The sequence below is a fragment of the Klebsiella sp. M041 genome (genome assembly GCF_059759695.1).
The window spans coordinates 204697-218257 of record NZ_JCAXWU010000005.1 but is presented as its reverse complement, the minus strand read 5'-3'; the positions used below and the strand labels follow the sequence as shown (position 1 = coordinate 218257).

15 protein-coding genes and 1 other RNA gene are annotated in these 13561 nt (G+C 57.5%); 9 read left to right on the top strand and 7 right to left on the bottom strand.

Translation table 11 applies throughout. The features are described 5' to 3' along the window. The first annotated feature begins 192 nt into the window (after nucleotides 1–192). Nucleotides 193–531, top strand: coding sequence for a P-II family nitrogen regulator (glnK, locus tag AC6CWS_RS08320; RefSeq protein ID WP_002891893.1), 339 nt, complete (start codon nucleotides 193–195; stop codon nucleotides 529–531). A 33-nt stretch (nucleotides 532–564) separates the two neighbouring features. Continuing rightward, nucleotides 565–1851 carry an ammonium transporter AmtB gene (gene amtB / locus AC6CWS_RS08315; RefSeq protein ID WP_004204781.1) on the top strand — a complete coding sequence of 429 codons (1287 nt, stop codon included), beginning with the start codon at nucleotides 565–567 and terminating at the stop codon, nucleotides 1849–1851. A gap of 51 nt (nucleotides 1852–1902) precedes the next feature. Here the strand turns inward: amtB and tesB are convergent, their stop codons facing one another. Beyond that, complete coding sequence (gene tesB, locus AC6CWS_RS08310; RefSeq protein WP_023288624.1) at nucleotides 1903–2766, bottom strand: acyl-CoA thioesterase II; 864 nt, start codon at nucleotides 2764–2766, stop codon at nucleotides 1903–1905. Between the two features lie 216 nt (nucleotides 2767–2982). On the opposite strand from tesB, the gene AC6CWS_RS08305 reads away from it, so the two are divergent. Continuing rightward, nucleotides 2983–3474: a YbaY family lipoprotein gene (locus AC6CWS_RS08305; RefSeq protein ID WP_023288625.1), complete on the top strand. Its 492-nt coding sequence runs from the start codon at nucleotides 2983–2985 to the stop codon at nucleotides 3472–3474. Nucleotides 3475–3511: 37 nt separating this feature from the next. Here the strand turns inward: AC6CWS_RS08305 and AC6CWS_RS08300 are convergent, their stop codons facing one another. Both AC6CWS_RS08300 and AC6CWS_RS08295 read right to left on the bottom strand, forming a co-directional pair. Beyond that, complete coding sequence (locus tag AC6CWS_RS08300) at nucleotides 3512–3823, bottom strand: MGMT family protein (protein ID WP_023288626.1); 312 nt, start codon at nucleotides 3821–3823, stop codon at nucleotides 3512–3514. Nucleotides 3824–3888: 65 nt separating this feature from the next. Continuing rightward, nucleotides 3889–4296 (bottom strand): hypothetical protein, encoded by a 408-nt coding sequence (locus AC6CWS_RS08295; protein WP_017898905.1) that lies wholly within the window; start codon nucleotides 4294–4296, stop codon nucleotides 3889–3891. Nucleotides 4297–4537: 241 nt separating this feature from the next. Here AC6CWS_RS08295 and ffs point away from each other — a divergent pair. From ffs to AC6CWS_RS08280, 3 genes are all read left to right on the top strand, one after another. After that, nucleotides 4538–4634: signal recognition particle sRNA small type (gene ffs, locus AC6CWS_RS08290), an RNA gene on the top strand. 309 nt (nucleotides 4635–4943) lie between these two features. Next, nucleotides 4944–5201 (top strand): hypothetical protein, encoded by a 258-nt coding sequence (locus AC6CWS_RS08285; RefSeq protein ID WP_023288627.1) that lies wholly within the window; start codon nucleotides 4944–4946, stop codon nucleotides 5199–5201. Continuing rightward, nucleotides 5198–5413, top strand: a complete 216-nt coding sequence (locus tag AC6CWS_RS08280) for a hypothetical protein (RefSeq protein ID WP_004142688.1) — start codon at nucleotides 5198–5200, stop codon at nucleotides 5411–5413. The genes AC6CWS_RS08285 and AC6CWS_RS08280 overlap by 4 nt, the downstream gene beginning before the upstream one ends. A 134-nt stretch (nucleotides 5414–5547) precedes the next feature. On the opposite strand, the gene yczR is transcribed toward AC6CWS_RS08280, so the two are convergent. After that, nucleotides 5548–6975 carry a MocR-like transcription factor YczR gene (gene yczR, locus AC6CWS_RS08275; RefSeq protein WP_065882818.1) on the bottom strand — a complete coding sequence of 476 codons (1428 nt, stop codon included), beginning with the start codon at nucleotides 6973–6975 and terminating at the stop codon, nucleotides 5548–5550. 88 nt (nucleotides 6976–7063) lie between these two features. Here yczR and yczE point away from each other — a divergent pair, with 88 nt between their 5' ends. After that, entirely contained in the window at nucleotides 7064–7678 is a 615-nt protein-coding gene (yczE, locus tag AC6CWS_RS08270; RefSeq protein ID WP_032453862.1) for a membrane protein YczE, read from the top strand. Nucleotides 7679–7722: 44 nt separating this feature from the next. On the opposite strand, the gene AC6CWS_RS08265 is transcribed toward yczE, so the two are convergent. After that, entirely contained in the window at nucleotides 7723–8565 is an 843-nt protein-coding gene (locus AC6CWS_RS08265; RefSeq protein ID WP_065882817.1) for a nickel/cobalt efflux protein RcnA, read from the bottom strand. A gap of 164 nt (nucleotides 8566–8729) precedes the next feature. On the opposite strand from AC6CWS_RS08265, the gene AC6CWS_RS08260 reads away from it, so the two are divergent. Beyond that, nucleotides 8730–9002: a metal-sensing transcriptional repressor gene (locus AC6CWS_RS08260; protein WP_004204767.1), complete on the top strand. Its 273-nt coding sequence runs from the start codon at nucleotides 8730–8732 to the stop codon at nucleotides 9000–9002. 62 nt (nucleotides 9003–9064) lie between these two features. Here AC6CWS_RS08260 and pdeB read toward each other — a convergent pair whose 3' ends face one another. Further along, a complete protein-coding gene (pdeB, locus tag AC6CWS_RS08255) occupies nucleotides 9065–10624 on the bottom strand; it encodes a cyclic di-3',5'-guanosine monophosphate phosphodiesterase PdeB (RefSeq protein WP_065882816.1) in 1560 nt (519 codons plus the stop codon). Between the two features lie 234 nt (nucleotides 10625–10858). Further along, nucleotides 10859–11968, bottom strand: coding sequence for an ABC transporter ATP-binding protein (locus tag AC6CWS_RS08250; protein WP_065882851.1), 1110 nt, complete (start codon nucleotides 11966–11968; stop codon nucleotides 10859–10861). 354 nt (nucleotides 11969–12322) lie between these two features. Between AC6CWS_RS08250 and AC6CWS_RS08245 the strand changes: the two genes are divergently transcribed. Further along, nucleotides 12323–13555: a maltodextrin ABC transporter substrate-binding protein gene (locus AC6CWS_RS08245; protein WP_017898899.1), complete on the top strand. Its 1233-nt coding sequence runs from the start codon at nucleotides 12323–12325 to the stop codon at nucleotides 13553–13555. Nucleotides 13556–13561: the final 6 nt, after the last annotated feature.

Below are 13561 nucleotides of genomic sequence, written 5' to 3'. Positions count from 1 at the left end.
GTTACATCAAATGCACCGCCGTGGTGCATTTTTGCCCGTTAAACGCCTTTACGCAGGCTAATGCCTGACCTCTCGCCTGTTTTTTGCCATCAAAGGGCCGCTCAGCGGCCTTTTTTCATTTCTGGCATAGCCCTTGCTTTATATCCATCGTGTTAGCTGCGGCCATTACCGAATACTGACTGGAGGGGACTTATGAAGCTGGTTACCGTGGTAATCAAACCATTCAAACTGGAAGACGTGCGTGAAGCCTTGTCTTCCATCGGCATTCAGGGCCTGACGGTCACTGAAGTCAAAGGATTTGGCCGTCAGAAAGGTCATGCGGAGCTCTACCGCGGCGCCGAGTATAGCGTCAACTTTCTGCCAAAAGTGAAGATTGATGTGGCGATCGCCGACGATCAGCTGGATGAAGTTATCGATGTCATCAGCAAAGCGGCTTACACCGGAAAAATTGGCGACGGCAAAATTTTTGTCGCTGAATTGCAGCGCGTCATTCGCATCCGTACCGGCGAAGCTGACGAAGCGGCACTGTAATTTCCAGACCACACAGTGATGGGGAACGAAACAATGAAAATGGCAACAATGAAATCGGGTCTGGGGGCGTTAGCCCTTCTTCCGGGGCTGGCGATGGCCGCGCCTGCGGTGGCGGACAAAGCCGATAATGCGTTTATGATGATTTGCACCGCGCTGGTTCTGTTTATGACTATCCCGGGGATTGCGCTGTTTTACGGCGGGCTGATCCGCGGTAAGAACGTTCTTTCCATGCTGACGCAGGTGATTGTCACCTTTGGCCTCGTCTGCGTACTGTGGGTCATTTATGGCTATACCCTGGCCTTCGGCACCGGCGGCAGCTTCTTCGGCAGCTTTGACTGGGTGATGCTGAAAAATATTGAACTGAAAGCGCTGATGGGCACCTTCTATCAGTATATCCACGTCGCCTTCCAGGGCTCGTTCGCCTGCATCACCGTCGGGCTGATCGTCGGCGCGCTGGCTGAACGTATCCGTTTCTCCGCGGTGCTGATTTTCGTGGTGGTGTGGATGACGCTCTCCTACGTGCCGATTGCGCATATGGTCTGGGGCGGCGGTCTGCTGGCGACCCATGGCGCGCTGGATTTCGCCGGCGGCACCGTTGTGCACATCAACGCCGCGGTCGCCGGGCTGGTGGGCGCCTATATGATGGGCAAACGCGTGGGCTTCGGCAAAGAAGCGTTCAAACCGCATAACCTGCCGATGGTGTTCACCGGCACCGCTATCCTCTATGTGGGCTGGTTCGGCTTCAACGCCGGCTCTGCCAGCGCAGCGAATGAAATCGCGGCCCTGGCGTTCGTTAACACCGTCGTGGCGACCGCCGCGGCTATCCTGGCGTGGACTTTTGGCGAATGGGCTCTGCGCGGCAAACCTTCACTGCTGGGCGCCTGCTCCGGGGCAATTGCCGGTCTGGTTGGCGTTACGCCGGCGTGTGGTTATATCGGTGTCGGCGGCGCGCTGATCGTCGGTATCGCCTCTGGCCTGGCGGGTATCTGGGGCGTGACTGCGCTGAAACGCTGGCTGCGTGTGGATGACCCTTGCGACGTCTTCGGCGTCCACGGCGTCTGCGGCATCGTCGGCTGTATCCTGACCGGTATCTTCGCGGCGACTTCTCTGGGCGGCGTCGGTTATGCGGAAGGCGTCACCATGGGCCATCAGCTGCTGGTGCAGCTGGAAAGTATCGGCATTACCGTGGTCTGGTCCGGCGTCGTCGCTTTCATCGGCTACAAAGTGGCGGATATGACCGTAGGGCTGCGCGTACCGGAAGAGCAGGAGCGCGAAGGGCTGGACGTCAACAGCCATGGCGAAAACGCCTACAACGCCTGACAGAAAACCCTTCTCCATGTAGCAAAAAGCCTCCCGTCAGGGAGGCTTTTTTTATGCGTTGCGGTTGCGCATCACCCCTTCCTGGACCGTTGAGGCAACCAGCGTGCCATCCTGCGTGTAAAACTCGCCGCGAACGAAGCCGCGGGCGCTGGAGGCCGAGGTGCTTTCAACGCTGTACAGCAGCCATTCATTGATATTAAACGGCCGATGGAACCACATTGAGTGGTCGATGGTGGCGACCTGCATGCCGGGCTCAAGGAAACCAACGCCGTGCGGCTGCAGCGCCACCGGCAGAAAGTTAAAGTCCGAGGCATAGCCCAGCAGATACTGATGAATGCGCAGATCGTCGGGAACGGCGCCGTTGGCGCGCAGCCAGACCTGGCGCGCCGGCTCGGCGATATGGCCTTTCATCGGGTTATGAAATTCCACCGGGCGGATCTCCAGCGGCTTATCGCAGAGGAATTTGTCTTTCACCTGCGGCGGCAGGAGATGCGCCAGCTTGCGGGCGATGTCGGTTTCCGAAGGCAGTCCGTCAGGGGAGGGGGCGGCCGGCATCGCTTTCTGATGCTCATAGCCGTGCTCTGGCGCCTGGAAGGAGGCGGTCATATAGAAGATCGGCTTCCCGTTCTGGATAGCGGCGACCCGGCGGGCGCTAAAGCTGTTGCCGTCGCGCAGGACCTCCACATCGTAGACGATCGGTTTTTGACTGTCGCCGGGGCGCAGAAAGTAGCTGTGAAACGAATGCACCAGACGTTCAACGGGCACGGTCTCTTTTGCGGCATACAGCGCCTGGCCCACCACCTGGCCGCCAAAAACCTGGCGCAATCCCAGGTCTTCGCTCTGTCCACGGAACAACCCTTCCTCAATTTTTTCCAGATCTAATAATGCCAGCAGGTTAGAGAGTGCCTGACTCATACTTATCCTCAATTAACAATGGCGGCGCCGTGCGCGTAATGTGGCAAAGTATAACCTGGAATCGCAAGTGGTCCGATGGGTGTAATAATCTGAATAACAACCGGTCAACAGGAAGAAATCTGAGATCTGTGCCACACTTATTGACGACACGAAAGTTCCTGCCGGCGAAGCGGCGGAACATCCTCCTGGGTATAAAGGGATGATAAGGAGAACATCATGAAATTTGCCTATATGTTTAGTGCCTTAGCCGTCGCCGCGACGCTGACCGCCTGTGCTAATCACCACTCCACCAGTTCTTCCGCTCAGGCAGCCGCACCCGACCCTTACGGTATTGCGACGCTGAGCGTGGCGCAGCAGCAGCCGAGCGTCACGGGGACGATTAATATCCGCCAGAGAATCGCATTACCGCCGGATGCGGTGCTGACGGTGACCCTGTCGGATGCTTCTCTGGCAGATGCGCCAGCCCGCGTATTGTCGCAAAAAGCGGTGCGTACCGAAGGCAAGCAGGCGCCATTTAACTTTGCCCTGCCTTACAACCCGGCAGATATTCAACCGAACGCCCGCATTCTGTTGAGCGCTGCGATTACGGTTAATGGCCAGCTGATGTTCATTACCGATACCGTGCAGACGGTGATCAACCAGGGGGGCACCCATGCCGACCTGACGCTGGTTCCGGTTCAGCAGACCGCCGTGCCTGTCGCACAGTAAGCTCGATGAGCCCCCGGATGGGGGCTTTTTTTTGTCTTCAGTAAACCCAGCGATAGTGCTGGAGATCGATATGGCCGCTGCCGGAGACCTGTACCCCTTCGGCCAGCAATGCCTGACGCTGCCGCTGCAGATCGGGGCCGGTGAGGGAGATATCGCCATGGCGATTGACCACCCGATGCCAGGGCAGAGTGGACCCTTCCGGCAGACGCTTCAGCACACCGCCCACCTGGCGCGCCGCGCGCGGAGAACCGGCCAGCCTGGCGACATCGCCATAGGTCGTGACATACCCTTCCGGTATTGACGCCACAATGTGCCAGACACGTTGGGGAAATGTATCGAGCGGATCCATATTCAGTCCTGTTACCCGAAAAACGCCAGCATAAGCGCTGATCTGCAGGCTGTACAGCCTGCAGATCAGGCGGGCTGTTCGACGGTGAACGTCAGGGCCAGGCCGAGGATCTGCATGCCATGGACATTGTCGGAAGGTGAACTGGCGATGAGGCTCTCCAGGAATTTTAACCGCTGCGAGGTAGCGTTGATGATCAGCTTCGCGCGCAGGCCCGGCATGGTCAGCGACGAGATGGGGTATACCACCCGACCGCTGATGTAGACCGGTAGCTTGCGCAGTTCCACCTGACGCAGCACGCCGACGGTGGAATAGAGCAGCGCCAGCGGCGTGACCGCCCGCACCGGCGCCTGACTGATAGTCACGAAGTCGAGCATTTTTTCAGGGCGCAGATAATTCACCCCCTGAAAGGCGATGGTCATCCCTTCAATGGCGGGCAAAGGCAGAGTGATGGTCTGTGGTGATGAGTCAGTCATTCGATTACCGTAGAGACAATGCGCTGATGATAAAAGAGAACATAAGGTGGATAAGTATGGTGGATATCCTGGCAGTGTGCTGAGCGCACGCTCTCACTCTCACAGATTGAGCGTGAGTGACTGGTTTTATTCGCGTTATTGCGCAATAAACCAGCAGGCAGTCGGGGCGCGCTTGCAATTCACCAGGTCAGCAGGGATAATGCGCCAGCGCGTTGGGTAACAACGCTCTCAATGGGGGCTCTGTTGGTTCTCCCGCAACGCTACTCTGTTTACCAGGTCAGGTCCGGAAGGAAGCAGCCAGAGCAGACGACGTGTGTGCCGGGATGTAGCTGGCAGGGCCCCCACCCATTTCGCCCTCATGATATATCCCTTATATTTTCCCGGTCTTTATTCCTGCTATATTTAATACCTGATACAGATCACATATTATTTTTTGTTGCTAAAACAACCCGTTTTTATTCCATAATATTGACTTGTCATAAATCTGAAATGCTACTGCAATATTAATGTCATTTTCGTGTCATAAATAAAGAGCATCTTATTACTGGGAATTTGTTGCCAGATCCATGCTATAAAATATATCTCTGGATCAGCATGTTAACTTCGTGTATTAATTATGATGATTTTATTGCACGGGAAGCGTAGCTATGACCACAGTGGTTTTGAATGTAAAAATTGACGCTGAGTTAAAAGAGAAGTTGCGTCATTATGCGGAAGTGAATAACGAGAACCTGGGTACGGCAACGGAAAAGCTGCTGCAGCTGGCTTTTCAGCTGGAGGCATCAGCAGGTGAGGCGGGGGTGACGGAAGAGGACATTGACAGCCAGCATACCGAAGAGGAGGCGACGCCATTAACCCCTAAAGAAATCAAAGCATTAAGAAAACTTCTGAAGAAGAAAAAATGAAACAACAATTCTCTACAGCCAGCAACTATAGCGAAGCCTGCGATATGTTGCGCTCAGGATACGTAAAACACGTTCGCCTGAACTGGAATATCGGTAGTGATGAGTTCTTTCGCATTGCATCCGACTGGTGTGACACCGGCGCTAAAATTAAAAAAGATGAAGATGGCTTTATTATTTCCCTGAAAGGGTTTCCTATTCCGCGCCAGCATTAATGAAATTGCCTTATTTCCGTCACCGGGTTGCCATAACCAGATGGCAGGATACTCAGGCAATTTTATAAAAACATCTCATATACCTCATGGATGACGGACTTTTGACGGGCTGAAGCCAGCCCGTCGATATTTTCTTATATTATTTTCCGCAAACGCGTATTTTCCCGCTGTTCTGCAAGGCTATGCCACAATGGTTGTAGCGTGGAGAAGGCCTGACGCAATGCTTCGTCCGGCAAGGTAAACGGCAGACGTAAATAGCGATCGAACGCGCCCTCCAGACCAAACCGCGTCCCGGTGCCGATATGGATCCCCTGGCTTTCCGCCCGCGCAGAGAACAGGGTGGCCAGCATGTCAGGGAGTTCCACCCAAAAAGAGAGTCCGCCTTCCGGTGGCGTAAAGCGCCAGCGGGGAAAATACTCTTTCATCAGCACTTCGCACATGTCCCGGCGCGCCTGCAGCATCTCCCGTCGCGGCGGCAGCAGCGTGGCGGCGTTTGCCAGCAGCCAGCTGCAGGCCAACTGCTCCAGCAGCGGCGTACCCAGGTCCAGAGAGTCGCGGGCCTGAATCAGCGAGGCGATCGTTCGCGCGCTGGCGCGGATCCAGCCGATGCGCAGTCCCCCCCAGAAACTTTTCCCGGCCGAACCAATAGTGATCACCGCGGCGTCGGGATTAAAGCAGGCCAGCGGCGGCGGGGGCGGGGCGTTATACCAGAGGTCGACCATGGTCTCATCGATCACCAGCGTTGTTCGCGTCCTGGCCGCGATGTCCGCGACCCGCTGGCGGGTAGGGGCATCCATACAGCGCCCGGTAGGGTTGTGAAAATCCGGCATCAGCCATGCCAGACGCGGCGCGGTCTGCGCAATGGTCGCCGCTAATCCATCACAGTCCCATCCCTGCTGGGGGAGTGCGACCCCGACGGGCCGGCAGGAGGCGCCCTGAATGGCGCTGATGGCCATTGGATAGGTCGGGGCGTCAATGACCACCCGGTCACCGGGGCCGGTGAACAGACGCAGGATCAGCGCGAAGGCGCTGAGCGCGCCGTTGACCACCATCACTTCATCGGGCCGCGTCGGCAGGCCACGTTCGCTGTAGCGCCGGGCAATCGCTTCCCGCAGCACCGGGAGCCCCTGCTGATCGTAGCCGGTCTGGGTGAGATAGGGCGGCAGCAGGGTCATGGCGTGCTGGAAGGCCTGATGGAGCTCCGGACCGGCGCTGAGGGCAGCGGTAGAGAGATTGATCGTCGAGGGGGTCGCAGAGGGCGGCGGCAGATCGGCAGGGCGTTCCGGCAGGACAATGCGCGACCCGCTCCCCTGGCGGCTATGGAGAAACCCCTCCTCCCGCAGCTGACCGAGGGCGCTGGCTATGGTCGTCCGGCTGACGTTGAGGGCCGCCGCCAGCTCGCGCTCGCCGGGCAGGCGCGTCTGTAGCGTCAGACGGCCATCGAGGATCAGCAGGCGGAGCGCTTCCGCCAGCTGGCGCCATAGCGGTGTGCGGGAACTGGACTCCTGCCAGTTGCCAAGCAGGCGTACCAGGGACTGTGTTCCAAAGCGTCGGGCTGACATAGCGATCCACTTTTCCAAAACTGGCCATTAATTATCAGTCCATTTTTGCTGATGATGAGGGCATTCGCAATGATGTTGAGGAAAAAATATGCTTCGTCGCCTGCTGCAGTTATATATCGGTCTGGTGCTCTACGGCGTGTCCACGGCGCTCTTCGTGCATGCTAATCTCGGCGCCGATCCGTGGGACGTTTTTCATCTTGGGGTGGCTAAACAGCTGGGGATCAGTTTCGGGACCGTGATTATCCTGACCGGCGCCGCGGTGCTGCTGCTATGGATCCCGATTCGGCAGATGCCGGGGCTCGGCACGGTGAGTAATGTTATCGTGCTGGGGCTGGCGGCGGACGCCACGCTGGCCGTCCTGCCTCCGCTGGAGTCGCTGGTGGCGCGCAGTGCGCTGCTGGTGGTGGCGATTGTGATGAACGCTATCGCCACCGGGATGTACATTGGCGCGGGCTTTGGCCCGGGTCCGCGCGATGGCCTGATGACCGGCCTGCACGCTCGCACCGGCTGGTCATTGCGCGGTATCCGTACGGCGATCGAGCTCTCCGTACTGCTGATTGGCTGTCTGCTGGGGGGCAAGTTTGGCGTCGGAACCGTCATTTACGCGCTGTCGATTGGGCCGCTGATCCAGCTGTGCCTGCCGTGGTTCAGCCAGCCCGTCCGCCGCCGGGCGGTCAGCACTCCCCGGGAGAGCGTCTCCTGAAGGGAACCCGCGCCCTCGTCGTCAAGAAGAGGGCGCATTGTGGTTTACAGGCCTCTCAGGCCATGAAGCATCATGTAGATCCCCACCACAATAATCAGTAAGCCTGAGATCCAGGGCGCTTTGCGCGAGATGTCGTTAAGCCACGGCCAGCGGCGGGTGGCATGTTTCATGCTCAGGGCGGCGATAGCCCCGGAAGCCACCAGCGTCAGCGCCAGACCGACGCTAAAGCCGAGTACCAGCGTGGCGCCCAGCGAGAATTTCTTCAGCTGTAAACAGATAAGCAGCACGGTAATGGACGCCGGGCAGGGGATCAGCCCGCCGGTCAGGCCAAACATCACAATCTGCCCGGTCGTCACCTGGCGGCCATCGAAGCGCCGGTTAATCTCCTGAGCATGGGCCCGCTGATGCGCGTCCTGCCACTCCTCCGCCACCAGCGGCGCGCCAGGGGAGTGAGAATGATGGTGGTCATGATGTTCATGATGATGATGGTCATGGTGATGGTCATGGTCGTGCCCGTGCTGATGATGATGGGGGTGGGCGTGGGGCCGCGATTCGCGCCAGGTGCGCCAGAGCATCCAGCAGGCAATCAACACAATGACAACCCCCGAGATCAGCTGAAACCAGGGCTCAGAAGTCTGGGCGTTCCAGCCGCGGCCAAACCACAGGCCGGCCATGGCGATCAGCCAGACCACCGCGGTATGCGAGACCGTCGCCGCCAGCCCCAACAGAACCGCCTGCTTTAAGGTTCCCCGTACCGCCACGATAAAGGCGGCCATCATCGTTTTTGAGTGGCCGGGTTCAAGGCCGTGCAGCGCGCCGAGCAGTATCGCGCTGGGAATAAACAGCCAGGCATTGCCCTGCTGCAGAAGGGAAGTGAAATCGTTCATATCGGGATCCTTGCCAAAAGTGGCTCTATGCTACTCCCCCCCAGTAGTAAAATACTACCCCCCAGTAGAAAAAGAGGCTGATAAAAGGGATCATGCTATGCTGGCAGGCGTTGCCGGCGTCGAAGGTCGGGCAATGACGGCAGAATAAAACGGTGGATCGCGCAATGTCACACACAGTGAGAGACAAAAAGAAGTTACTGACCCGGCTGAAGAAAATTCAGGGGCAGAGTACCGCATTAGAGAAAATGCTTAATCGCGAGCATGAGTGCGCTGAGGTGCTACAGCAGCTGGCGGCGATCCGCGGCGCGGTCAATGGCATGATGCTGCAGGTTATCCAGGGGCATCTGACCGACCATGTGGTGAAAGAGCCAGATGAGACGCAGCGTGAAGCGGATCTGGAGACGGTGATGCAGGTGATTAAATCCTATCTGAAGTAGCCTCCGGCAGAGGGCGGCGAAGAGGCCGCGCCCGCTGACCTTCTGCGCAGGCTGCCTGCCGCTTAATGCGCATGGAGATTATCTTCCGCCCACTGAATAAATGACTCTTTTGGCAGCGCTTTGCTGTACAGCCACCCCTGGGCGTACTGAACGCCATGCTGTCGCAGCCAGTCGCGCTGGCTTTCGGTTTCCACCCCTTCGGCGACGGTGGTCAGATTGAGCGCCTTGGCCATTTCAATAATGTGCGGCGTCAGCGGCCGGTACTCGAGGGTATCGACAAAGGATTTATCGATTTTCAGCGTGTCGACGTCCAGCTTCTGCAGATAGCTCAGACTGGAGTAGCCGGTACCGAAATCGTCAATCGAGATCCGATGGCCAGCCTGACGGTAGTGAGCGATCACCGGCATGGTGGTCTCCGGGTCGACAAACCCGCGCTCGGTGATCTCAAGGATGATCTGTTCGGCGGCGATCCCCCAGTGCTGCAGCTGATCGTGTAACAGCGTGGGCAGGGTGGGAGAGCGTAAGTCATCCACCGACAGGTTGATGGAGATATGCACTTCCGGCCGCTGCCTCAGCCAGGGGCCCAGATCGGCGAAAATTTTCCTGACGATATCTTCCGTCAGCTGGGTGATCAGTCCGGTCTGCTCGGCCAGGGGAATAAAGATATCCGGCGATAAATAGGTACCGTCGGGTTGCTGCCAGCGCGCCAGCGCTTCGGCTCCGGCGATTTTCCCGTCCTGCAATGAAATAATCGGCTGATAGTGAACCTGAATCGCCTGGGAATGGAGGGCGTCCAGCATACTGTTACGCGGTGAACGCAGGTGTCTCAGCAGGCGCAGCAGCAGCCAGGTGGCAAGCAGGCTGGTGAAGATGCCGGCCGGGAGCCAGAAGATCAACTGCTGCCGTATGTGCTGCTGCAGGGGCAGGGTGGATGACCAGGTCACAATGCCGGATCCCAGCTCGGGAATGCGCTGGATCCGGTAGACCGTATTATCCAGGGTAAGCATATTCAGGTGCGGGTCTTTAATCCGTTGCCAGGCCTTCGCCGGCAGCGGCTGGCTGCTGATCACCATTTTCAGATGGTCCAAACCAAACAGCATGCTATGGATCTTCTCCTCGCTGACGGGCGCCACATCAATGAAGGAGATGGGATCGATCATTACCATATGCTGCTGGCTGGCCATGGCCGTCATCTGGTGATTGAGGCCAAGATCGTTAATCGAGGTCAGCCAGGTGCGATAGCCGTCGGAGGCAATGTGGTCCGGTGGCGGGAAGGTCACCGCGACGCTATGGTCTTCCAGGGAGGAGCATTGCGGAACGGAATTCAGCAGCCAGAGCACTTCCTGAACGTAGCGGTGGGTATAGGCGATCCGGCGGAGCATGAGCAGATGTTCAGGGCTACAGGACGAGGCTGTATGTGCATCGGCCTCCCGCAGCGCTTCCCGGGCCTGATCGGCGACCTGCAGCGTGCGGGCGACGATGTGGTTGGAATAATCATCCAGTTCACGATAGAACTGCATTTTGGCCTGCCGCGCCGCCTGCCAGATGCTGAGCGAGATGGGCAGGATGATGGCCAGTATCAGCACCCCTGTAAACAGCGCCATCAGATGCCGGGTCCTCATGCCTGTGTCCTTATCGTTCGCCGGGTGTCATCAGTATATGCGAAAGATAAACCGGGCGCAGTGGGAGAAATCGCGCTGTGCGGGGAAAAAAACCGGCATCACAATAGCCTGCGATGCCGGGAGAGAAGGATGATTCCGATGCAGCAGAATAAAAATGAGGGTGTGAATGCCGGCAGGATGTATTCCGGCATTCAGTAGCAGCATACGCTGCGCAGATGACAGCAATATGTTGGCTTAGTGTGCGTCTGGCGCCGTGATATCGGCGCTGATGCGCAGATCGTTCTCATCAAACACCATGCAGAAGCGGTCATCGAAGGCCAGATTAATCTTCTGCCACGGGCGGAAATGGACGTCGCCGGGCAGCAGAACCTTGACGTTATCGTGACCATAGCACTGGCCGAACAGGTAGGTATTGTTGCCCAGACGTTCCACCACTTCACATTGAAACTCCACCACGGTACCGGTGGAGACTTCAGGCGTGAGATGCTCTGGCCGGATCCCCAGCGTTACCGCGGCGCCAGGCTTAAGCGGTTGGGTGGCAACGTTCAGGGTGAGCTGATGGTCCTGGGCGAGGGTGACCGTTAAACGCTCTGGCTGCCAGTCGCTGACGGTGGCGGGTAAAAAGTTCATCTTTGGCGAGCCGATAAAACCGGCGACGAATTTGTTGACCGGATTGTAGTAAAGCGCCATCGGCGAACCCATTTGTTCAACCTTTCCGTAGTTCATGACCACGATTTTATCAGCGAGAGTCATCGCCTCCACCTGATCGTGCGTGACATACACCATGGTGGTCTTCAGCTCCTGGTGCAGGCGGGCAATATGCAGGCGCATATCGACGCGCAGTTCCGCGTCGAGGTTAGAAAGCGGCTCATCGAACATAAACACCCGGGGATTACGCACGATAGCGCGGCCAATGGCCACGCGCTGCCGCTGGCCGCCGGAGAGCTGCTTCGGTTTACGGTCCAGCAGGTGAGAGAGCTGCAGCGTTTTGGCCACCATTTCCACCTGGCGACGGATCTCCGCTTTCGGCACTTTATTCACCTTCAGCCCGTAGCCCATATTCTCCGCCACCGTCATGTGCGGGTAGAGCGCATAGGACTGAAAAACCATCGCTACGCCGCGGCGGGCGGGGACCACATCGTTCATCACCTCATCGCCGATCAGCACTTCCCCGTCGCTAACCTCTTCCAGCCCGGCAATCATACGTAACAGCGTCGATTTTCCACAGCCGGAAGGGCCGACGAAGACCGCAAACTCGCCATCTTCAATATCGAGATTGACCTGGTGCAGCGTCACCGTGCTGCCGAACCTTTTGGTGACATTCCTCAGTCGTATATTGGACATCCACATTCCCCGAAGTGAGTAGCCGTTGTTTGCCGTTGGCGTGTCGCTGAGTTGAGTGAAATTGTATTACGTGTAACAAAACAGCGTGACGATATTCAACAGCGCTAAAATCATGTCCTGACTATAACTTCCGCGGATTTTGCGCCATACAGCGGCGTTTCATTTCTGCAAGGATGATCACACAACTGGCAGCTTATGGTAGTTTTATCCCCAATCAAAGCGTAGCGTATAACAAAAGCGAATCAGCGTCTGTTTTCTATGTAACAACCCAGTTTGAAATGATTTTTTTTCTAACTGGCAGACGTAATTCAAATAAAAACCATTAAATTGTTATACCTTCACATGAGGTTGATAATGAAAAAGAACACGCTTGCTGCACTGATCCTTACCACCCTCGCGGCGGGGCAACTTACCAGCCTGCAGGCGCATGCCGCCGGGCAGCTCAACGTTTGGGAAGACATTAAAAAATCCACTGGCATCAAAACCGCGGTCAGCGATTTTGAGAAGCAGTACAACGTGAAGGTCAATCTGCAGGAGATGCCTTATGCCCAGCAGCTGGAAAAGCTGCGCCTCGACGGCCCGGCGGGCATTGGGCCGGACGTGCTGGTGATCCCGAATGACCAGCTCGGCGGCGCCGTCGTTCAGGGGCTTCTCTCGCCGCTCAACGTCGAGCAGGCGAAACAGGATGCCTTTACGCCAGCCTCTATCAATGCCTTCCGCATGGACAACGCGCTGTACGGGATCCCGAAAGCGGTGGAAACCCTGGTGCTTATCTACAACAAGGACCTGATCGACAAGCCGCTGGACAGCCTGCAGGCCTGGCTGGACTACTCGAAGACCCAGCGTGAGCAGAACAAATACGGCCTGCTGGCGAAGTTTGATCAGATCTACTACAGCTGGGGAGCCATTGGCCCGATGGGCGGCTATATCTTCGCGAAGAACGACGGCGGCGGTTTCAACCCGCAGCAGGTGGGGCTCAATACTCCCGGCGCCGTGGAAGCCGTGACCTTCCTGAAAAAGTTCTATGCCGAGAAGGCCTTCCCTGCAGGGATCCTCGGCGATAACGGGCTGAACGCCATTGATTCGCTGTTTACCGAGAAAAAAGCGGCGGCGGTGATCAACGGCCCCTGGGCCTTCCAGCCGTATGAAGCCGCCGGTATCAACTATGGCGTGGTGCCGCTGCCGACCCTGCCGGACGGCAAGCCGATGAGCTCCTTCCTCGGCGTTAAGGGCTACGTGGTATCGACCTGGAGTAAAGACAAGGCGCTGGCGCAACAGTTTATCGAGTTCATCAACCAGCCGCAGTATGTAAAAGCCCGCTATGTCGCCACCGGCGAAATCCCGCCGCTGAAGGCGATGATTGACGACCCGGTGATTAAAAATGACGAAAAGGCCAGCGCCGTCGCCGTACAGTCGGCGCGGGCGATGGCCATGCCGGGCATTCCGGAGATGGGGGAAGTGTGGGGGCCGGCTAATGCCGCGCTTGAACTGAGCCTCACCGGCAAGCAGGCGCCGCAGGCCGCGCTCGATAACGCGGTGAAACAGATCAAGATGCAGATCGAAGCGATGCAGGCCAGCAATCAGTAATTTACC